Raw genomic sequence first — 21711 nt, forward strand, 5'->3', positions numbered from 1 at the left:
GCCGGCCGGAATCATCTGTGAATTGGGAAGGAGCATCTGAAAATATATGGGATATCATACGTTTAACGCCATCAAGATCGGCCTGGCCTCGCCCGACCTGATCCGCGAGTGGTCGTATGGTGAAGTCAAAAAACCCGAAACCATTAACTACCGCACGCTCAAGCCGGAAAAGGACGGCCTGTTCTGCGAGCGCATCTTTGGCCCCACGAAGGATTGGGAGTGCCACTGCGGCAAATATAAGAAAGTCCGCTTCAAGGGAAAGATCTGCGACAAATGCGGCGTCGAGGTCACGCGCGCCAAGGTCCGCCGCGAGCGCATGGGCCATATTGAGCTGGCCGCGCCCGTCTCGCACATCTGGTACTTCAAGGGCATCCCGTCCCGCATGGGTCTGATCCTGGATATCAGCCCGCGCGTGCTGGAAAAGGTCCTGTACTTTGCCAACTATATTGTGATCGATCCGGGCGATACCCCGCTGATGAAAAAGCAGATCCTAAACGAGGCGGAGTACCGCGACATGCGCGAAAAGTATGAGGACGATTTCCGCGCCGGCATGGGCGCGGAGGCGATCAAGGAACTGCTGCAGGAGCTGGATCTCGACCAGCTCTCCAAGGAGCTGACCGCGGAACTGCGCGAATCCTCCGGACAGAAACGCCTGCGCATCATCAAGCGTCTGGAGGTCGTAGAGTCGTTCCGGCTGTCTCACAACCGTCCGGAATGGATGATCATGGACGTGGTTCCGGTCATCCCGCCGGAGATCCGCCCCATGGTGCAGCTCGACGGCGGCCGCTTCGCGACCTCGGACCTCAACGACCTGTACCGCCGCGTCATCAACCGCAACAACCGCTTAAAGCGCCTGCTGGAGCTGGGCGCGCCCGATATCATCGTGCGCAATGAGAAGCGCATGCTTCAGGAGGCGGTGGATGCGCTGATCGACAATGGCCGCCGCGGCCGGCCGGTCACTGGCCCGAACAACCGTGCGCTCAAGAGCCTGTCCGACATGCTCAAGGGCAAGCAGGGCCGCTTCCGCCAGAACCTGCTCGGCAAGCGCGTCGACTACTCCGGCCGTTCGGTTATCGTTGTCGGTCCGGATCTGAAGATTTACCAGTGCGGCCTGCCCAAAGAGATGGCGCTTGAGCTGTTCAAGCCGTTTGTAATGAAAAAGCTGGTGGAGGACGGAACGGCGTCCAATATCAAATCCGCCAAGAAGATGGTCGAGCGCGCCAAGCCCGAGGTTTGGGATGTGCTCGCCGGTATCATCAAGGGTCACCCGGTCATGCTCAACCGCGCGCCGACGCTGCACCGCTTGGGCATCCAGGCGTTCGAGCCGGTGCTGGTCGAGGGCCGCGCCATCCGTCTGCATCCGCTCGTCTGTACGGCGTTCAACGCGGACTTTGATGGCGACCAGATGGCGGTGCATGTGCCGCTGTCCGCAGAAGCGCAGGCCGAGGCGCGCCTTCTTATGTTGTCCGCCAACAACCTTCTCAAGCCGCAGGACGGCAAGCCGGTCACCGTACCGTCGCAGGATATGGTGCTGGGCTCCTATTACCTGACCATCGACCGCGATACCGAGCCGGGTACCGGCAAGGTGTTCCGCGACGCCGATGAAGCGCTGATGGCTTATGCGGAGGGCGTTGTCGGCATCCACGCGCCGATCAAGGTGCGCGTGACCAAGGAGATCAACGGCAAGATGGAGAGCCGCATTGTGGACGCGACGCCGGGCCGCCTGATCTTCAACGAGCGCATTCCGCAGGACCTCGGCTTTGTCGACCGCTCGGATCCGGACAAGAAATTCGATCTGGAGATCATGTTCACCTGCGGCAAAAAAGAGCTGGGCAAGATCATTGACAAGTGCATCCATGTGCATGGCTTCAATGTAACGGCCGAGGTTCTCGACTCAATCAAGGCGATGGGCTACAAATATTCGACCAAGGGCGCGCTGACCGTTGCGGTGGCCGATATGCTGGTGCCGGACGACAAGGCGACCCTGATCCATGAATCCGAGCAGCAGGTCGCCAAGATCGATAAAAAATACAAGCGCGGTTTTATCACGGACGACGAGCGCTACCGCCTGACGGTCGCCGAGTGGGAATCCACGACCAAAAAGGTTACCGCCAAGCTGCAGGAAAACATGCGCGAGCAGCGCTTCAACCCGATCCACATGATGGCCGATTCTGGCGCGCGTGGTTCGATCAACCAGATCCGCCAGCTCGCCGGTATGCGCGGCCTGATGGCGTCCACCTCGGGTAAGACGATTGAGATTCCGATCAAGTCCAACTTCCGCGAGGGTCTCTCGGTTTTGGAATACTTCATTTCTGCGCGCGGCGCGCGTAAAGGTCTGGCAGATACCGCGCTGCGTACTGCGGACTCCGGTTACCTGACCCGCCGCCTGGTAGACGTTTCCCAGGACGTGATCATCCGTGAGGAGGACTGCGGCGCGGCCAAGGGCATCTGGGTAGAGGATATTAAGGAAGGCAATCAGGTCATCGAGCCGCTGCGCGAGCGTCTGCTCGGCCGGTATCCGGTCGACGATATCTGCGATCCGGCAACAGGCGCGTTGATCGTACCCAAGAGCAAGATGATGAACGATGCGGACGCGGACGCGATCATCGCGGCCGGTATCACCCGCGTACAGATCCGCTCGGTCCTCGAATGCCGCGCGCGCAAGGGTGTCTGCTCGCACTGCTATGGCATGAATCTGGCCATGGGTACGCCGGTCGGCAAGGGCGAGGCGGTCGGCATCATCGCCGCGCAGTCCATCGGCGAGCCGGGTACCCAGCTCACCATGCGTACGTTCCACACCGGCGGCGTTGCCGGCTCGGATATCACGCAGGGTCTTCCGCGTGTTGAAGAGCTGTTCGAGGCACGCAAGCCCAAGAAGGCCGCAACCCTTGCGGAGATCAGCGGCGTCATCACCATTGAGGAGTCCAAGCGCACCACGGTCAAGACAGTCAACATCGTCAATTCGGAAACAGGCGATATGCGTTCTTACCAGCTCGCGTCGTCTTCCGGCATCCGTGTGACCGATGGGCAGGAGGTCGAGCAGGGCTTCCAGCTCAACGAAGGTTCGCTCAACCCGCATGATATCCTGCGCATCCTCGATCCGCGTGCAGTGCATGACTATGAGATCAAGGAAGTGCAGAAGGTTTACCGCCAGCAGGGCGTTGATATCAACGACAAGCATATCGAAGTCATCGTGCGTCAGATGATGCGCAAGGTGCGCGTCGAGGACGCGGGCGACGCAGAGGTGCTGCCCGGCTCGGTAATGGATCTGCTTGAGTTTGAGGACTATAACCAGAAGGTGCAGGACCGTATCGACGCGGGCGAGGAGGGTCTCCGCCTGGCGGTGGCCGAGCCGACGCTCATGGGTATTACCAAGGCGTCGCTGGCGACCGACTCCTGGATGTCCGCCGCGTCGTTCCAGGAAACAACCCGCGTGCTGACCGACGCCGCGATCAAGGGTAAGGTAGACCCGCTGATGGGCCTGAAAGAAAACGTCATCATCGGCAAGCTGATTCCGGCAGGCTCCGGCATGACCGAATACTGCGACGGACATTACGAGCAGACGGTCGATCTCGGCTGAATCGGAAAAGTATAAATTCTGCAAAACAGGGGAATGCTGAAAGGCGTTCCCTTGTTTTTACGGTCAGTGGCGCATTTTTTCGCTATAAACGATGTAGCAAACGCATATTATGGCAGAAATGGTGAAAAATCTCTGTAAAAATGCTTGACTTCATGCCGGAAAGCAATTATACTAATGAAGTATGCCGTATAGGAGGGTTAGTATGCTTTCAGAACTTCGCACGGCGCACAAGGTCATCGGTGTGAAGCAGTCGAAAAAGGCGATTCGGGACGGCGCGGCGGCTGAGGTCTATGTTGCGCTGGACGCGGAAAAACGCGTGGTAGGTCCCATTTACGAGCTTTGCAGCGAGACGGATACCAGGATCACGGAAATCACCACCATGGCGGAGCTGGGGGACGCGGCGGGCATCGATGTCGGTGCTGCGGTCGTCACAGTCCTGCGATGATGCTGTTTGATGGAATACGCGCGGCGCGCGTTTTTCATAAATACTTTTGAAAGAAGGAGGAAATAAAATGCCAACTTTTAACCAACTCGTCCGTAAGGGGCGCGAGGCAGTCGTTTACAAATCTACGGCGCCGGCTCTTCAGGTAGGCTATAACTCTCAGAAGAAGAAAGCCACCGACCAGTCTGCTCCGCAGAAGCGTGGCGTCTGCACGACGGTTAAAACCATGACGCCGAAGAAGCCGAACTCCGCGCTTCGTAAGGTTGCTCGTGTCAAGCTGACCAACCAGATGGAAGTTTCCGCTTACATCCCGGGCGAAGGTCACAACCTGCAGGAGCACTCTGTCGTTATGGTTCGCGGCGGCCGTGTAAAGGACCTTCCCGGCGTCCGCTACCACATCATCCGCGGCACGCTGGATACCCAGGGCGTAGCAAACCGCCGTCAGGCTCGTTCCAAGTACGGCGCTAAGCGTCCGAAGGCAGGCAAGTAAGCTGCCGACCCACACGTTTTGCGAGAAAAGTTAAAGTTTTTTCAGCAAAGCACTCTCATGCTTTGTCTGAGGCGTTTTATATCCGATTGCATATACGGGTGTATTACCTCGGACAGGCATTACAACGGCTTGCCCTATGTGCTGAGCCGGAGTACCTATGAAATCAAATATTTTTGAAGGAGGGAAGCAAAGTGCCAAGAAGAGGTAATGTCCCGAAGAGAGACGTTCTACCCGATCCGCTTTACAACTCTAAGCTTGTCACCAAGCTGGTCAACTCGATCATGCTGGACGGCAAGAAAGGCGTTTCGCAGAAGGTCGTTTATGGTGCTTTTGATATCGTCCGTGAGAAAACCGGACGTGAACCGCTGGAGGTCTTTACGGAAGCGATGGAGAACATCATGCCGTCGCTCGAAGTTAAGGCCCGTCGTGTAGGCGGCGCCACCTATCAGGTGCCGATGGAAGTCCGTCCGGAGCGTCGTCAGACCCTGGGCCTGCGCTGGATTACCAAGTATGCCCGCGCCCGCAGCGAGAAGACTATGCGCGAGCGCCTGGCCGGCGAGATCATGGACGCGTGCAACAATCTGGGCGGCGCTGTGAAGAAGCGTGAGGATACGCACAAGATGGCGGAAGCGAACAAGGCATTCGCGCACTACCGCTATTAATCTGCGATCCGTTTTACGCTTTGAAAGGAGAGCAATATGCCTAGAGAATATTCCCTGGAAAGAACCAGAAATATCGGCATCATGGCGCACATCGACGCCGGTAAAACCACTACCACCGAGCGTATTCTGTACTACACCGGTGTAAACCACAAGATCGGCGATACCCACGACGGTACCGCTACGATGGACTGGATGGAACAGGAGCAGGAGCGCGGCATCACCATCACCTCTGCCGCAACCACCTGCCACTGGTCGGGCTCCCAGCATCAGTTTCCGGAGCACCGTATCAACATCATCGACACCCCGGGCCACGTTGACTTCACCATCGAGGTGCAGCGCTCTCTGCGCGTACTGGACGGTTCGGTCACTGTTTTCTGCGCCAAGGGCGGCGTTGAGCCTCAGTCCGAAACGGTTTGGCATCAGGCTGATGATTATAAGGTGCCGCGTATGGCGTTCGTCAACAAGATGGACATCATGGGCGCCGACTTCTTCAATGTTGTCAGCATGATGAAGGACCGACTCAAGTGCAACGCAGTGCCGATCCAGCTTCCGATCGGCGTAGAGGAGACGTTCCGCGGCATCATCGACCTGGTGACCATGCGTGCGGAGGTTTACTATGACGATCTTGGCAAGGATGTCCGCGACGAGGAAATTCCGGCCGATATGATGGATCAGGCGCAGGAGTATCACGACGCGCTGTGGGAAGCCGCTGCCGAGCTTGACGAGGATCTCATGATGAAGTACCTCGAGGGCGAGGAGATCTCCGCTGCGGAGGTCAAGGCTGCAATCCGCAAGGGTACCATTGGCAATCAGATCATTCCCGTTCTGTGCGGCACCGCATACCGCAACAAAGGCGTCCAGATGCTGCTTGACGCGGTTATCGACTATATGCCGGCGCCGACCGACATCGAGGATATCAAGGGCGTCAACCCCAAGACTGGCGAGGATGATTCCCGTCCGTCCTCCGATGAGGCGCCGTTCTCTGCGCTGGCGTTCAAAATTGCGACCGACCCGTTCGTCGGCCGACTGACGTTCTTCCGCGTTTACTCGGGTACGATCACTGCGGGTTCCTCGGTCCTCAATGCGACCAAGGACCAGCGCGAGCGCTTGGGCCGCATCCTGCAGATGCACGCAAACCACCGTCAGGATATCGATGTGGTTTATTCAGGCGATATCGCCGCGGGCATCGGCTTTAAGAATACCACCACGGGTGACACGCTCTGCGACGAGAAGCACCCGATCATTCTGGAGTCCATGAACTTCCCAGAGCCGGTTATCCGCGTTGCGATCGAGCCTAAGACCAAGGCCGGTCAGGAGAAGATGGGTATTGCGCTGGCAAAGCTGGCGGAAGAGGATCCGACTTTCAAGACCTATACCGACGAGGAAACTGGTCAGACCATCATCGCCGGCATGGGCGAGCTGCACCTCGAGATCATCGTCGACCGCCTGCTGCGCGAGTTCAAGGTAGAGGCGAATGTCGGCGAGCCGCAGGTTGCTTACAAGGAAACCATCCGCCGCTCTGCGGACGTAGATCAGAAGTATGCGCGTCAGTCTGGCGGTAAGGGCCAGTACGGCCATGTCAAGATCATTGTTGAACCGAACGAGTCCGGTAAGGGCTACGAGTTCATCAACAAGATCGTCGGCGGTGCGATTCCAAAGGAATATATCGAGCCTGTCAACCAGGGTATCCAGGGTGCGATGCAGGCCGGTATCTTGGCGGGTTATCCGGTAGTCGACGTCAAGGTTACCCTGTATGACGGATCCTACCACGAGGTTGACTCCTCTGAAATGGCGTTCAAGATTGCCGGCTCCATGGCGTTCAAGGAAGCGATGAAGAAGGCGGATCCGGTTCTGATGGAGCCTATCATGCAGGTTGACGTTATGGTGCCGGAGGATTATATGGGCGATGTCATCGGCGGCCTGAATGCCCGCCGCGGCCAGATTCAGGGTATGGAGCCGCGCGGCGGTGTGCAGGCGATTTCCGCTGCCGTTCCGCTGAGCGAGATGTTCGGCTATGCGACCGCGCTGCGTTCGAGCACGCAGGGTCGTGGCCAATACACCATGCAGCCCAGCCATTACACGGAAGTACCCAAGAGCATCCAGGAAAAGATTATGGACACCCGTAACAAAGACAACTAAAAACTATTGCATTTTTCTGTGATTTGCAGTAGAATAAACTCACCATGACTATGAATTCAATTTACGAGGAGGATATCCACAATGGCAAAGGAAAAATTTGACCGCTCCCTGCCGCACGTTAACATCGGTACCATCGGCCACGTTGACCATGGCAAGACCACGCTGACCGCGGCGATCACCAAGGTTCTGGCTCTCGAGGGCGAGGCTGAGTATCAGGCGTACGACTCCATCGACAAGGCGCCGGAGGAGAAGGAGCGCGGCATTACGATCAATACCGCTCACGTTGAGTACCATACCAAGAACCGTCACTATGCGCACGTTGACTGCCCGGGCCACGCCGACTACGTTAAGAACATGATCACCGGCGCTGCTCAGATGGACGGCGCGATCCTGGTTGTTTCTTCTGCTGACGGCCCGATGCCGCAGACCCGTGAGCATATCCTGCTTGCTCGTCAGGTAGGCGTTCCGTATATCGTTGTATTCATGAACAAGGTTGACCAGGTTGACGACGAGGAGCTGCTCGATCTCGTTGAGATGGAGATCCGCGATCTGCTGTCCTCCTATGAGTTCCCGGGCGACGACATTCCGGTAATCCGCGGTTCCGCGCTGGGCGTTCTGACCTCTGACTCCACTGATCCGAACGCGCCGGAGTACGCTTGCATCCGCGAGCTGATGGATGCTGTTGACTCCTATATCCCGACGCCGGACCGTGCGGCTGACAAGCCGTTCATCATGCCGGTTGAGGACGTATTCTCCATCACTGGCCGTGGTACGGTTGCTACCGGCCGTGTCGAGCGTGGCCAGCTGAAGATGGGCGAGGAAGTTGAGATCGTCGGCCTGATGGACGCGCCGCGTAAGACCGTTGTTACCGGCATCGAGATGTTCCGTAAGCTGCTGGACTACGCTGAGGCTGGCGACAACATCGGCGCGCTGCTCCGCGGCATCCAGAAGACCGAGATTGAGCGCGGCCAGGTTTTGGCGAAGCCGGGTTCCATTCATCCGCACACCAAGTTCCACGGTCAGGTTTACGTCCTGAAGAAGGAAGAGGGCGGCCGTCATACTCCGTTCTTCAACAACTACCGTCCCCAGTTCTACTTCCGCACCACTGACGTTACCGGCGTTATCGCTCTGCCGGAGGGCGTTGAGATGTGCATGCCGGGCGACAACGTTGAGATGGACGTTGAGCTGATCACCCCGATCGCGATCGAGGAAGGTCTTCGTTTCGCTATCCGTGAGGGTGGCCGTACGGTTGGTTCGGGCGTTGTTACCAAGATCAACGCCGACTAATTGGCAATCATTAAACTCCCATGCTTCGCATGGGAGTTTTTTCTTGTCTAAAGCGTGCGGGCGTGCGACACAATAGCTGTGAGGAGGGATGCTTGATGAAAAACGAGCATGAGGTTTCTGCCCAGCAGCTGGAATCCGCAAAAAAGAATATTGAATGGATGGAGCGGAGCAAACCGAGCGTTGCGGCGCGCAGCAGCGAACATGAGATCAGTAACTGTCACCGCCAGAAAGACGTTCAGACGCAGGGGGAGGCGCTGCCGCCGCATGAGCGGAACTGCGGACGGGCGCATCCGATGCGCGGCACGAACAGCGAGGATCTGACCGAGTGGTGCATTGAGCACGAGACGTAAAGGGCAAACGGACGGTGCGGGGGCTGCGGACGCGAAGCCTGCAGCCCCCGTTGTGCGGCGGTATTTTACTTTTTTGCCGACTTGTGATACAATTAATATAACGCCGCGTAACATGAAGCCCGCCCGCGGCATAGGCTGAAAGCAGGAGGGGAAAACCATGTCTGTTTTCTGGCAATCTGTGCTGGCGGTATTTGCTGCGGTAGGGTTTTATACCGTTTTGCACACCGTGTATGAAATCGTTTTTGTACGTATGCTGCGGCTGCACGGCTCGGCGGAGCTGACGCTGTACGGGGATGGCTGCGACGCGTCGAGCGAGCAGCTGATCCGGACCGCCCTGCGGATCCGTAAGCAGTATCTGCCCGGCATGTCTATCACATTCGTCGAGATCGGCAGCGGACAGGGCCAAAATGTGGCGAAGCATATGGCGGCGCGGCAGGACATGATGTATTTGGAATGACACGGAAGTAGAGGAACATATCGGGTGGACGAAAGAGAATACGTATTGATACGCGGCACGGTGGAACAGATCGTTTTCTATAATCAGGAAAACGGTTACGCCGTGCTGCGCCTTGCGTCCGAAGAGGGGGCGGAGGTAACGGCGACCGGCACGTTCCCCAATATCGGACCCGGGGAACAGGTAATCCTGACCGGTTATTGGGTTACACATCCCTCCTATGGAGAGCAGTTCGCCACAGAAGCGTTTGAGCGGCGTCTGCCATCGTCCGTGCGCGGCATCGCCGAATACTTGGGTTCCGGACTGATTCGCGGTGTGGGGCAGCGCCTGGCGGCGCGGATCGCGGAGCGCTTTGGGGAAGATACCTTTGACGTTCTGACACATGCTCCCGACCGCCTGACTGAGATCAGGGGGATTACGGAAAAGAAAGCGCGGGAAATCGGCAGGCAGTTTATCGAGCAAAGCGAAATGCGCCTGCTGATGGATTTTTTGAGCGAGCATAACCTGCCGGTATCGCTGACGCCGCTGCTGTATAAGCGGTTGCATGACAGTGCGATCGACGCGTTGTGTGAGAACCCATATCTGCTGTGCGATCCGTATTATGATGTTGAATTCCGTATCGCAGACGGGCTGGCAATGGAGCTGGGGCTGTCGTTGCTGTCGGACGAACGGGCAGACGCGGGCGTGCTGTATACCCTGACGTTTAACCTGGATAACGGGCATACGTTCATACCGATGGAAAAGCTGACCCATACGGTCTGCGTGCTGCTGTCGGATGAGGATGTGGAGTTTGATGAGGCGCGGGCGCTGGAGAGCATCCTGCGGCTGAGCGAGCGCGGGAAACTGGTGCGGGAACAGATTGCGGGCAGGGACGCGGTCTATCTGCGCAGCATCCATGACGCTGAAGCCTATCTCGCAGAGATGCTGGGCGGTATGGCGGAGCGCTGCTTTTTGTATGACTTTGACGTGGACGAGCTGCTCGGCGCGCTGATGGAGGGCAGTGAATTTCCCTATTCGGAAAAGCAGAAGCAGGCCATTTCCGTGGCGGCGCGCAGCGGGCTTGTGATCCTGACCGGCGGGCCGGGTACGGGCAAAACGACCACCGTGCGCGGCATCCTGCAGGTTTTTGAGGCATTGGGACTGCACACGCTGCTCGCGGCCCCAACCGGACGGGCGGCCAAACGCTTATCCGATCTGACCGGTATAGAGGCCAGAACCATCCACCGGCTGCTGGAAGCCGGCTTTGCCGCCGGAGGGCGCACCGCCTTTGCGCGTAACCTGACGAATCCGTTGGAATGCGACGCGGTGATTCTGGACGAGGTATCCATGGTGGATATCACGCTGATGCAGGCGTTGGTCGAGGCGCTGCCGCATGGGGCGCGGCTGGTGCTGGTGGGTGACGCGGACCAGCTCCCGCCGGTGGGACCGGGGAATTTCCTGCGGGATATGATCGGCTCACACCGTGTTCCGACAATTGGGCTGACCGAGATTTTCCGGCAGGCGCAGAAATCCGATATCGTGATGAATGCGCATGCGGTCAATGCGGGCCGAATGCCGGTCCCATCCGGCGCGGACGGAGACTTCTTCTTCCTCAAGCGCTCCGAGCCGTCCGCGGTGATCGAAACGGTCGCGCAGCTTTGCGCGTCGCGCTTGCCGAAGCATTACGGCTTTACCCCTGCGCAGATTCAGGTGTTGTCGCCCGCCAAGCGGCAGGGGAGCGGCACGGTGGCGCTCAACCGGCGCTTACAGGAAGCTCTCAATCCACCTGCGGAAAGCAAGTTGGAAAAGCGCTTCGGGGACTGGATATTCCGCGAGGGGGATCGGGTGATGCAGGTGCGCAACAATTACGACATCGTATGGGAGCGTCGGGAGGACGAGGAGCAGGGGACCGGCATATTCAACGGCGATGTTGGGGAAATACTACAGATATTCCCGCAGCAGGAATGCATGGTCATCCGGTTTGACGACCGCATCGCAACCTACACCTATGATATGCTGGGCGAGCTGGAACTGGCGTATGCGGTCACGGTACACAAGTCGCAGGGCAGCGAGTTTGACGCGGTCGTACTGGCGCTGTCCGACGGGTTGCCGCGCCGCCTGCTGACGCGCAACATCCTTTATACCGCGATCACGCGCGCCAGGCAGCTTCTGGTGATCGTCGGCAGCGCGGATACAGTCGCTTATATGGTGGAAAACAACCAGAAAGGCAGGAGGTACAGCGCGCTCAAGGCGCGTCTGCGCGCGGAACCGACGCCGAATGCATCGGTTCTCGGATAAAACGCAGGGAAATGTTGTCGATTTGACAATATTTTCGCAAATAGCCTTGAAAACCGACTGGTGTATGGGGTATAATAAAAACACTGCAAATCGGCGGTAACAGAGCAAAAAGGATGAATGAAGATTATGGCTTCTTTTCTGGAAACATTAGCGAAAAAGTTTTCGCTTTTTTCGAGTGATATCGGCATTGACCTCGGCACGGCGACGGTTCTGGTCTACGTTAAGGGGAAGGGCGTGGTGCTGAACGAACCATCGGTTGTCGCGGTGGATAAGGTGTCGGGCAAGATCCTGTCCGTCGGCGCGGAGGCGCAGAAGATGCTGGGCCGCACACCGGGCAACATTATTGCCATCCGTCCGCTGCGCGAGGGTGTGATTTCAGACTATGAAATGACCGAGCGCATGATCAAGGAATTTATCCGCAAGGTGCAGGGCTTCCGCCTGTTTAAGCCCAACGTGGTGATTTGCGTGCCTTCGATCATCACCGAGGTCGAGGAACGCGCGGTGATCGATGCCGGCACCCAGGCGGGCGCAAAGCGTGTTTTCCTGATCGAGGAGCCGGTCGCGGCGGCGATTGGCGCGGGCATCGATATTGCAAAGCCCAACGGCAACATGGTGGTCGATATCGGCGGCGGTACGACCGATGTTGCGGTTATTTCGCTCGGCGGCATCGTGGAATCCACTTCGATCAAGATTGCGGGCGATAAGTTCGACGAAGCGATCGTCAAATATGTCCGCCGAAAGCACAACGCCCTGATCGGCGAGCGCACTGCGGAGCAGATCAAAAAGACCATCGGCTGTGTTTATCCGCGTACGGAAGAGGTATCGATGGAGGTCAAGGGGCGCTGCCTGATGACCGGCCTGCCGCGCACGTTCTCGGTCAACTCGACCGAGGTGCTGGACGCATTGGAGGAAGTCAGCGCGTCGATCGTCGAGGCGATCCACTGGGTCATCGAGCGGACGCCGCCTGAGCTGACCGGCGATATTTCGACCAACGGCATCGTGATGACCGGCGGCGGTTCGCTGATCTGGGGCTTCGACAAACTGGTCGCGTCCAAGACCGGCATCCCGACCCACATCGCGGATGAAGCGATTTCCTGTGTCGCTTACGGCACGGGCAACTGCTTGGAGAACCTGTCCGGCATGCAGGATGGAACGATGAACCTTTCGCGGCAGCGTCAGATGATGCAATAAACGGGCGCAAAGCCTGTGTCCATATGCTACGCAGCAGTATAGCGTTGCCGAGGCTTGCATCCAGTAAAGGCAAGGCAAAAAACACCCGCCATTGGACGGGTGTTTTTGATGGAGCGGTGCGGAGGCAGGTAGATGACAGAACAGCAAAAATATATGAAAGCAGCGCTCCGTCTCGCCCAAAAGGCGGCGGAGGAGGGCGAGGTGCCGGTGGGCGCGGTGGTTGTTTGCGAAGGGAAAATCGTCGGCCGCGGCCGGAACCGCAGGGAGACCAAAAAAAACGCGCTCCATCATGCGGAGATCGAGGCCATCGAAAAGGCGTGCAGAAAGCTGGGCGGCTGGCGGCTGCATAAATGCGACCTGTATGTTACGTTGGAGCCGTGTCCGATGTGCGCGGGCGCTATCATCAACGCGCGGATCAAAACGGTATATTACGGGGCGCCCGATCCGAAAGCCGGCTCATGCGGCACGCTGGTCGACCTGTTCGCGCTGCCGTATAACCACAGGCCGACGGTCGTTTCCGGCGTGATGGAGGAGGCGTGCGCAGCGATCCTCAGAGACTTTTTCCGCGCGCTGCGGGAAAAGCGCAGGCGGCTGCGATTTCAGGAGAAATCAGACGTCGCGGACGTTTGAAAATATAAAGATGTAAGTTTTATAAGGGGTATGTAGCAATGCAAAGAGAAAGATTGGGCTCACGCTTGGGCTTCATCCTGCTCTCGGCAGGGTGCGCCATCGGCGTGGGAAATGTATGGAAGTTTCCATGGATGGTAGGCCAGTACGGCGGCGGCGCGTTTGTCGTGTTTTATGTACTCTTCCTAATCATCCTGGGGCTGCCGATTATGACGATGGAATTTGCGGTGGGCCGCGCCAGTCAGAAAAGTCCGGTGCGCGCTTATCAGGCGCTGGAAAAGCCGGGGCAGAAATGGCATATCCACGGTTATCTGGCCATGATTGGCAACTACCTGCTGATGATGTTTTACACGACCGTGTGCGGATGGATGCTGCATTATTTCTATCTGACCGCTTCCGGACGGTTTGAAGGGGCGACGACCGAACAGGTGCAGGCAGTATTTCCCGAAATGCTTGGCCAGCCGCTTGTGATGGGGGGCTGGATGGTCGTTGTCGTCGTTGTGGGTTTCGCAATCAATTCGTTTGGACTGCAGAGCGGCTTGGAGCGTGTGACCAAGGTGATGATGCTCGCGCTGCTGGCGATCATGGTGATTCTGGCGGTGAACAGTATCCTGACGGAAGGCGCAGGCGAGGGACTGAAGTTCTACCTGATTCCGGACCTGAACCGGATGCAGGAAGCTGGCATTGTCAATGTCATTGTCGGCGCGATGAACCAGTCGTTCTTTACGCTGTCTCTGGGCATTGGCGCGATGGCGATTTTTGGAAGCTACGTTGGTAAGAGCCGCGCCCTGCTGGGTGAAGCGGTCAATGTGGCAATCCTGGATACATTTGTTGCGTTCACCGCGGGTCTGATTATTTTCCCAGCCTGCTTTGCGTTTGGCGTTTCGCCGGACAGCGGCCCGAACCTGATTTTCGTCACCCTGCCGAATATTTTCAATCATATGGCGATGGGCCGGCTGTGGGGCAGTCTGTTCTTTGTGTTCATGGCGTTTGCGGCGTTTTCCACGGTCTTGGCTGTTTTTGAAAACATCATCTCCTGCGGCATGGACCTGACCGGCGCTGGCCGGAAAAAGGTTGCAGGGGTGAACATCATCCTGATAATCCTGCTCTCGCTTCCCTGTGTGTTGGGCTATAACATCTGGTCGGGCTTCCAGCCGTTTGGCGAGGGGACCGCTGTGCTGGATCTGGAGGATTTCCTGGTTTCCAACATTTGGCTGCCATTGGGGTCGATCATATATCTGCTGTTCTGTACCAGCCGTTATGGCTGGGGCTGGAAAAACTTTAAGGAGGAGGCCAACGAGGGCGGCGGCTTTAAGGTGCGCGATGGGATACGTGTCTATGTCAGCTATATCCTGCCGCTGATTGTGCTGGTGATTTTCGTGCTGGGAATAAAGGACAAGATTTTGCTCCTGTTCTCTTGAAAACGGTGGTGCAGTATGATATAATAATTTTGCTGCACCAAATATGCCGGTGTGATGGAATTGGTAGACGTAGTGGACTCAAAATCCACCGCTGGCGACAGCGTACCGGTTCGAGTCCGGTCACCGGCACCATACTGTATTTTTTACAGGTTCATATTAAAAAACACTGCACGAAACGTGCGGTGTTTTTTAAGTATACAGGAAAACGCCGCGGCATCGGGAATAATTCGGACGAAGCGGTGCGGCGGGATGGAAAGGACGGGCGACGACAATGCACAATGAGCTGACCGCGCAGGATATTGCAATGATGCAGAAGGAGCTGGAGCACCGGAAGCTGGAACTGATGCCGGAGCTGATTGAGGAGGTCAAAAGGACGAGGGCGTTCGGGGACCTGAGCGAAAACTTTGAATATAAAGCGGCCAAGCAGGCGCAAAACCGCAACCGCAGCCGGATCCGCTATTTGGAGCGGATGATCAAATCCGCTCATATCATAGAAGACCGCGCGGGTGCGGATGAGATCGGGCTGTTCGATAAGGTGGAGCTGTACTTTGAGGAGGACGATGAAATCGAAACGATACAGGTCGTGACCACGGTTCGGTGCGACCCGCTGCAGGGGCGCGTCAGTCGGGAAGCACCCTTGGGCAAAGCGGTGCTCGGCAGAAAGGCGGGGGACCGCGTGAAAGTGGAAACCGATGACGGGGCGGCCTATACGGTCGTCATACGGTCCATCACGAAAGAGATGGACGATGGGAACGGCACGATCCTCTGAATGTGCTGCGCGGCATGGAATATCGGGCATCCGGTTATCCGCAGATGTTTTGCATATTTCATGGATTTGTGGTATGATAACAGGGAGAGAATGAATGACAGGGGAAACATTGGTGCTTTCCAATAAAAGCAAGGCGATCGGCTTCATCCTGCTTTCCGCGTTGGGGTTTGCGATGATGAGTGTTTTCGTCCGCTTGGCGGGCGATCTGCCTTTTACACAAAAATCCTTTTTCCGCAACGCGGTTGCGATGGTCGTGGCAGCGGTGCTGCTCAAACGCGATGGGAGCGGATTCCGGTGGGAGAAAGGGAATCTGCCTCTTTTGCTCCTGCGCGCGTCATGCGGCACGCTCGGCATTTTCTGCAACTACTATGCGATCGACCGCCTAGTTTTGGCGGACGCGAATATTTTGAATAAGATGTCGCCCTTTTTTGCGATTTTATTTTCCCTTTTCCTGTTGAAAGAGCGGGCTAACCTGTTTCAATACGGGATGGTCTTGGTGGCGTTTGGCGGGAGCATGCTGATCATCAAGCCCAGATTTTCGGCAGAGGCGTTTCCGGCGTTTATCGGCCTGCTGGGCGGTATCGGTGCGGGCGCGGCTTATACCGCGGTCCGCGCGCTTTCCCAAAAACAGGAGAAAAGCGCGCGGATCGTCTTTTTCTTCTCCACTTTTTCGACGCTGGTCACGCTGCCGTTTCTGATTTTTGATTTCCATCCGATGTCCGGGCTACAGTTTGTGTATCTGCTGGGCGCTGGCTTTGCGGCCACGCTGGGGCAGTTCGGCGTGACGCTGGCTTATGCGCATGCGTCGGCAAAGGAGATTTCTGTGTTTGATTATTCCCAGGTTTTGTTTACCGCGTTATTCGGCTTCTTCCTGTTCGGCCAGATTCCGGATTGGATGAGCGTCGTCGGCTATGCCGTGATCTGCGGCGTTTCAGTCGTCACATTTTTATATAACCGGACCGTGGAAAGCAGGGGGCAGGCGCGTGGACCGGTATGAGGTGGTTCGCTCCCGCCGGCGGACGCTGGCGGTCGAGGTGCGGCGGGATGGCGCGGTGGTGGTGCGTGCGCCGCTGCACGTTCCGGAGCGGGAGATCGCGCACTTCGTGAGCAACCAGGCGGCTTGGATTGACCGTGCGCGCGCGAGGCAGGCGTTGCGTCGGGAGGCACATCCGGAGCCGGACGCCGCGCGCTGTGTAGAACTGGAAGCGCAGGCTCGGGACGAGATTCCGCGTCGGGTGGCGCGGTATGCAGAACGGATGGGGTTGCGGCCGACTGGGATAAGGATTACCGCCGCGCGGACGCGGTTCGGCTCCTGCAGTGCGAAAAACAGGCTGTGCTTTTCCTGGCGTCTGATGGATTATCCGGACGCCGTGATTGATTATGTGGTCGTGCATGAGCTTGCGCACATTGTCCATAAAAATCACGGCCCCCGTTTTTGGGAGCTGGTGGAACGCTATATGCCGGATTACAAGCGTCGTCGCGCCATGCTGCGCGAATAGGAACAAAGGAGTGGAAAACGAAAAATGACGATTGCGGAGATTGCACAGCGGGCAGGGGTATCCAAGGCGGCGGTTTCCCGCTACCTAAATAACGGCTATATTAGCTCGGAAAAACGCGAGGCAATCCGCCGTGTCATTGAGGAGACCGGATATATCCCATCCCAGCAGGCGCAGACTTTGCGCACGGGAAAAAGCCGTATGATCGGCGTGATCGTACCGCGCATCGATTCCGAGGCGGTCAGCCGTGTGGTGGCCGGTATTTCACGCATATTTGAGGAGCAGGGTTACCGCTTACTGCTGGCCAACACCGAGAACCGGATGGACAAGGAACTGGAATATCTGGAGGTGTTCCGAACGGGAAACGTGGACGGCGTACTTCTGGTGGCAACGATCCTGTCGCCGGCGCATCGAAAGGCGGTGCAGGCGTGCAGCGTGCCGGTTGTCCTGCTGGGGCAGCAGATGGACGGGGTGACCTGTGTTTACCACGATGACCGTGGCGCGGCCTATGCGGTCACTCGGCTGATGCTACAGGGCGGCAGGAAAAAGCTCGGCTATATTGGCGTGACCCAGCGGGACAGGGCGGCGGGTGAGTCCCGACGGGCGGGTTTTTTGGATGCGCTCCATGAAGCAGGGCTGGAAGAAACGGCGTCCCGCATGGAACAGAGCGATTTCTCTATTGACGGAGGCTACGCCGCAGCGGAGCGCATGTTGCAGCGCGCAAACGATGTGGACGGGATTTTTTGTGCAACCGATTCCATAGCGATTGGCGCAATGAACCGGCTCGAGCAGTATGGACGGCGTGTGCCGGAGGATGTTGCGCTGGCAGGCATTGGCCATTCGAGGCTAGGCGAATTGATCCGTCCGCGGCTCACGACCGCGCATTACTATTACCAGACCAGCGGTGAAGAGGCAGCAAAAGATCTGATTGAAATGATTGAACAGGGGATGGATCGCAAAAAACAGCTCAAGTTAGGCTTTGAAATCCGTTTGGGAGAAACGACCTGAAGCGGAAAACCATAGAAAAGGGTGCAGCCGTTCCCGCTAAGGCAGGAGCGGATTTTTTTGTGTAAAATGGGGTATCCTGAAAGGGGGTTGGATGAAATGCGCAAAAAGAGAGCGGGATATTTGGACAGGATTGCGGATTTACAAAGGCATGCATAAGGCGTATAATTAACCTATAAAATGAAATCGATTTCACAAAAAGAAAGGGAGAATCGCGGTGGATTACAAAAAAGCGGCGGCCGGAGTGCTGGAAAGCATCGGCGGGAAAGAAAACATCATTTCGGCGGCGCATTGTGCAACGCGCTTGCGCCTTGTGATCGCGGACAACGGCAAGGTTGACAAGAAAACGCTGGAAAACGCGGAAGGCGTGCAGGGCGTATTTGAGGCGCAGGGACAGCTTCAGATCATTTTCGGCACAGGCACGGTAAACAAGGTGTACGATGAATTCATCGCGCAGTCCGGCGCGGCGGCGGTCAGCAAGGACGAGGCAAAGGCGCAGGGCGCGCGGAAAGGCAACTGGTTCCAGCGCGCGATCAAGACGCTGGGCGATATTTTCGTGCCGATCATTCCGGCGATCGTGGCGTCCGGCTTCCTGATGGGCATTATGGAGTCGCTCAAGTTCATGGTGAACAACGGCTTCATCGAGCTGGACAGCACAAGCTCACTGTTTGTGTTCGCGGATCTGTTTTCCAATGTTGCGTATACGTTCCTGCCTATTCTGATCGCATTTTCAGCGGCCAAGGTTTTTGGCGGCAACCCGTTCCTCGGCGCGGTCGTCGGCATGATTATGATTCACCCCAGTCTGCAAAACGCATGGACGGTAGCGGACGGTGTGCAGACCTATCAGGAGGTGTTTTTCGGCTTATACGAGGTGCCGCTGGTCGGTTATCAGGGGCATGTCATTCCGGTCATCATCGCGGTGTGGGTGATGTGCTTCCTGGAAAAGCGGCTGCATAAAATCGTGCCGCCGATGTTCGACCTGTTCGTCACCCCGCTGGTTTCTGTGTTTGTGACCGGATATCTCACGCTGGCCGCAATCGGGCCGCTGTTCACGACGGTGGAAAACTTTGTGATCGACGGCGTGCAGTGGCTGATTGCGATTCCGTTCGGCATCGGCTCGTTTATCATGGGCGGGCTGTATGCGACGACCGTCGTTTCCGGTATCCATCATATGTATACCATCATCGACCTCGGCCAGCTAAGCGCATACGGCCTGACGTTCTGGCTGCCGCTGGCCAGTGCGGCGAATGTGGCGCAGGGCGGCGCGGCGCTGGCGGTCGCGATCAAGACCCGCAATAAAAAACTCAAATCCATGGCCCTGCCCGCGTCGCTGTCGGCGTTCATGGGCATTACGGAACCCGCGATCTTCGGTGTGAACCTGCGCTTTTTCCGTCCGTTCATCGCCGGTGCAGTTGGCGGCGCGTGCGGCGCGCTTTACGCTTCGATTGTCAGGCTGGGTGCGACGGGTACGGGCGTAACGGGCATCTTTGGCATCCTTCTGCACCTGCACCATCCGATCCAATATATCCTGACCGTCGGCATAGCGGCGGGCGTTGCGTTTGCGCTTTCCTGGATCATGGGAATCCCTGAGGAGGCGAGTCAGCCGCAGCCGTATCCGGCTGCGGCGCCGGAAGCGGCACAGCCGGCGGCCGTGCCGCAGGGCAGGATGGTAACGGTGGCCGCGCCGCTGACCGGCGAGGCGGTCCCGCTTTCCAAAACCGGAGATCCGGCGTTTGCAGCTGAGGTTTTGGGGAAAGGCGTTGCGGTAAAGCCTGCGGAAAACAGGATATATGCGCCCTGTGCGGCGGAGGTCACGGCAGTCATGGGCCATGCGATCGGCCTGCAGTGCGATAACGGCGTGGAGCTGCTGATCCATGTGGGTATTGATACGGTGAACCTGAACGGCAAGCATTATACCGGCCACGTGGTGGAGGGGCAGCGCGTGCAGGCAGGCGAGCTGCTACTCGAATTCGATGCGGAAGCGATCGAAAAAGAGGGCTATAAGACTATCACGCCGGTGATTGTGACCAATTCGGACCAGTATGCGGCCGTTGAACTGTCGCTGGGCTCGGTAACGGCAAAGCGGGATACGCTGCTCACGCTGGCCGCGCAGGAGGAGGATGCATGAGCAACGCATTACACAGGGACTTGGCGCGTCTGGTCGAGCGGGTCGAACGCGAAGACGGACCGCGCGCTGCGGCGGACCCCTACCGCCAGCGGTTCCATCTGATGCCGCCGGTGGGCTGGCTCAATGACCCGAACGGCCTGTGCCGGTGCGGGGAATGGTATCATGTATTTTACCAGTACGGCCCGTTTGACGCGGCGGGCGGTGTCAAGCACTGGGGGCATTACCGGAGCCGCGATCTGCTGCAGTGGGAAAAGCTGCCGGTCATGCTCTATCCGGATGAGCCGTGGGACGTCCACGGCGTATATTCCGGCTCCGCGCTGGTCGAGGATGGAGTCATGTATCTGTATTACACCGGCAACGTCAAGCAGGCGGGGGATTATGACTATATCACAGCGGGACGCGGGCATAATACCGCACTTGCCGTCTCGCGGGACGGGGTATCGGTGCAGTCCGACGAGCTGCTGCTCACCAACGCCGATTATCCGGCCGGACTGACCTGTCATGTGCGCGACCCCAAGGTATGGCAGCAGGATGGGATGTATTATATGGTGCTGGGTGCGCGCACGCTGGACGATCGGGGCGAGATATTGGTATTCGAGTCCGCGGACAAACGGCGGTGGAGGCATCGCAATACGCTCACCACACCGGAAAAGTTCGGCTATATGTGGGAGTGTCCTGACCTGTTCGGGCTGGAGGGACTGTCCTTTCTGGTCTGCTCGCCGCAGGGGGTTGACCGCCAGGGCGATCGATACCAGAATATCTATTCCAGCGGTTATTTTCCGCTGCACGGGGATTTTCGGGGCGAGTACATGCTCGGTGGCTTTACCGAGCTGGACTGCGGCTTTGATTTCTATGCGCCGCAGTCGTTCGAGGACCGCGGCCGCCGCCTGATGATCGGATGGATGGGCATGCCGGACGCGGAGTATCAAAACCCGACCGTGGAGAGCGGCTGGCAGCACTGTCTGACCGTGCCGTGTGAGATTTCCCGTGACGGCACACGGCTGCTGCGGTATCCGGTGCCAGAACTGGAAAAGCTCCGTCAGGAGCGCGTTGCACCGGAAAACGCGAAGGTGTTCGATCTGGAATACAGCCCGCAGGGCGCGGGAAAGCTTGTCATTCGGGAGAGCCTTGTGGTAGAATGGGAGGGGAACCGGATAACCCTGTCTTTCCAGTCGGGAGATGCGGGGCGCACCATGCGCCGCGCCTGCGTGGAGCGGGAGGTCGAGCATTTGCGCATCCTTGCGGATGCGTCCTCGGCAGAGGTGTTCGTAAACCGTGGCGAGCGGGTGCTTTCCACCCGCTATTATCCGGCGCCCGAGGCGCGCGGCATCGCGTTTACAGGAGCAGGGGAGGCTGCGCTGTGGGCGATGGGCGCGCTGGAAATCCAATAGCA

At 57.8% G+C, this 21711-nt stretch carries 18 protein-coding genes and 1 tRNA gene; all 19 read left to right on the plus strand.

Features of this window, described 5'->3' with window-relative positions:
• The first annotated feature begins 46 nt into the window (after positions 1-46).
• The 19 genes from rpoC to DBQ51_RS15980 all read left to right on the plus strand — a co-directional run bounded on the left by rpoC (position 47) and on the right by DBQ51_RS15980 (position 21709).
• The gene (gene rpoC / locus DBQ51_RS15890) at positions 47-3580 is read left to right on the plus strand and encodes a DNA-directed RNA polymerase subunit beta' (protein WP_054327686.1); all 3534 of its coding nucleotides are present in this window, start codon (positions 47-49) and stop codon (positions 3578-3580) included.
• A gap of 202 nt (positions 3581-3782) precedes the next feature.
• Positions 3783-4025 carry a ribosomal L7Ae/L30e/S12e/Gadd45 family protein gene (locus DBQ51_RS15895; protein WP_054327685.1) on the plus strand — a complete coding sequence of 81 codons (243 nt, stop codon included), beginning with the start codon at positions 3783-3785 and terminating at the stop codon, positions 4023-4025.
• A 67-nt stretch (positions 4026-4092) separates the two neighbouring features.
• On the plus strand, positions 4093-4512 hold the full coding sequence (gene rpsL / locus DBQ51_RS15900; protein ID WP_054327684.1) for a 30S ribosomal protein S12: 420 nt from the start codon (positions 4093-4095) through the stop codon (positions 4510-4512).
• Between the two features lie 191 nt (positions 4513-4703).
• Positions 4704-5174, plus strand: a complete 471-nt coding sequence (gene rpsG / locus DBQ51_RS15905; protein ID WP_054327683.1) for a 30S ribosomal protein S7 — start codon at positions 4704-4706, stop codon at positions 5172-5174.
• Positions 5175-5210: 36 nt separating this feature from the next.
• Positions 5211-7313 (plus strand): elongation factor G, encoded by a 2103-nt coding sequence (fusA, locus tag DBQ51_RS15910; RefSeq protein ID WP_054327682.1) that lies wholly within the window; start codon positions 5211-5213, stop codon positions 7311-7313.
• 81 nt (positions 7314-7394) lie between these two features.
• Positions 7395-8600 (plus strand): elongation factor Tu, encoded by a 1206-nt coding sequence (gene tuf / locus DBQ51_RS15915; RefSeq protein WP_054327681.1) that lies wholly within the window; start codon positions 7395-7397, stop codon positions 8598-8600.
• Positions 8601-8695: 95 nt separating this feature from the next.
• Positions 8696-8950 (plus strand): hypothetical protein, encoded by a 255-nt coding sequence (locus tag DBQ51_RS15920; protein WP_054327680.1) that lies wholly within the window; start codon positions 8696-8698, stop codon positions 8948-8950.
• 157 nt (positions 8951-9107) lie between these two features.
• Complete coding sequence (locus tag DBQ51_RS15925; RefSeq protein WP_107632056.1) at positions 9108-9407, plus strand: hypothetical protein; 300 nt, start codon at positions 9108-9110, stop codon at positions 9405-9407.
• 24 nt (positions 9408-9431) lie between these two features.
• Entirely contained in the window at positions 9432-11681 is a 2250-nt protein-coding gene (gene recD2 / locus DBQ51_RS15930; protein ID WP_107632057.1) for an SF1B family DNA helicase RecD2, read from the plus strand.
• Between the two features lie 126 nt (positions 11682-11807).
• Entirely contained in the window at positions 11808-12872 is a 1065-nt protein-coding gene (gene mreB / locus DBQ51_RS15935) for a rod shape-determining protein (protein ID WP_054327675.1), read from the plus strand.
• Between the two features lie 132 nt (positions 12873-13004).
• Entirely contained in the window at positions 13005-13502 is a 498-nt protein-coding gene (gene tadA / locus DBQ51_RS15940) for a tRNA adenosine(34) deaminase TadA (protein WP_107632058.1), read from the plus strand.
• A gap of 38 nt (positions 13503-13540) precedes the next feature.
• Positions 13541-14920: a sodium-dependent transporter gene (locus tag DBQ51_RS15945; protein WP_054327674.1), complete on the plus strand. Its 1380-nt coding sequence runs from the start codon at positions 13541-13543 to the stop codon at positions 14918-14920.
• A 45-nt stretch (positions 14921-14965) separates the two neighbouring features.
• Positions 14966-15052 (plus strand) — tRNA-Leu (locus tag DBQ51_RS15950).
• Positions 15053-15191: 139 nt separating this feature from the next.
• The gene (locus DBQ51_RS15955; protein WP_054327673.1) at positions 15192-15689 is read left to right on the plus strand and encodes a GreA/GreB family elongation factor; all 498 of its coding nucleotides are present in this window, start codon (positions 15192-15194) and stop codon (positions 15687-15689) included.
• A 94-nt stretch (positions 15690-15783) separates the two neighbouring features.
• Positions 15784-16686 carry a DMT family transporter gene (locus DBQ51_RS15960; RefSeq protein WP_107632059.1) on the plus strand — a complete coding sequence of 301 codons (903 nt, stop codon included), beginning with the start codon at positions 15784-15786 and terminating at the stop codon, positions 16684-16686.
• Positions 16673-17188 (plus strand): M48 family metallopeptidase, encoded by a 516-nt coding sequence (locus DBQ51_RS15965; RefSeq protein ID WP_107632060.1) that lies wholly within the window; start codon positions 16673-16675, stop codon positions 17186-17188. The genes DBQ51_RS15960 and DBQ51_RS15965 overlap by 14 nt, the downstream gene beginning before the upstream one ends.
• A gap of 24 nt (positions 17189-17212) precedes the next feature.
• On the plus strand, positions 17213-18193 hold the full coding sequence (locus tag DBQ51_RS15970) for a LacI family DNA-binding transcriptional regulator (RefSeq protein WP_107632061.1): 981 nt from the start codon (positions 17213-17215) through the stop codon (positions 18191-18193).
• A 214-nt stretch (positions 18194-18407) separates the two neighbouring features.
• On the plus strand, positions 18408-20318 hold the full coding sequence (locus tag DBQ51_RS15975; protein ID WP_107632062.1) for a PTS beta-glucoside transporter subunit IIBCA: 1911 nt from the start codon (positions 18408-18410) through the stop codon (positions 20316-20318).
• The gene (locus tag DBQ51_RS15980; RefSeq protein ID WP_107632063.1) at positions 20315-21709 is read left to right on the plus strand and encodes a glycoside hydrolase family 32 protein; all 1395 of its coding nucleotides are present in this window, start codon (positions 20315-20317) and stop codon (positions 21707-21709) included. The genes DBQ51_RS15975 and DBQ51_RS15980 overlap by 4 nt, the downstream gene beginning before the upstream one ends.
• Positions 21710-21711: the final 2 nt, after the last annotated feature.

This window comes from Agathobaculum massiliense, assembly GCF_900291975.1.
In the GTDB taxonomy this organism is placed as follows: domain Bacteria; phylum Bacillota; class Clostridia; order Oscillospirales; family Butyricicoccaceae; genus Agathobaculum; species Agathobaculum ammoniilyticum.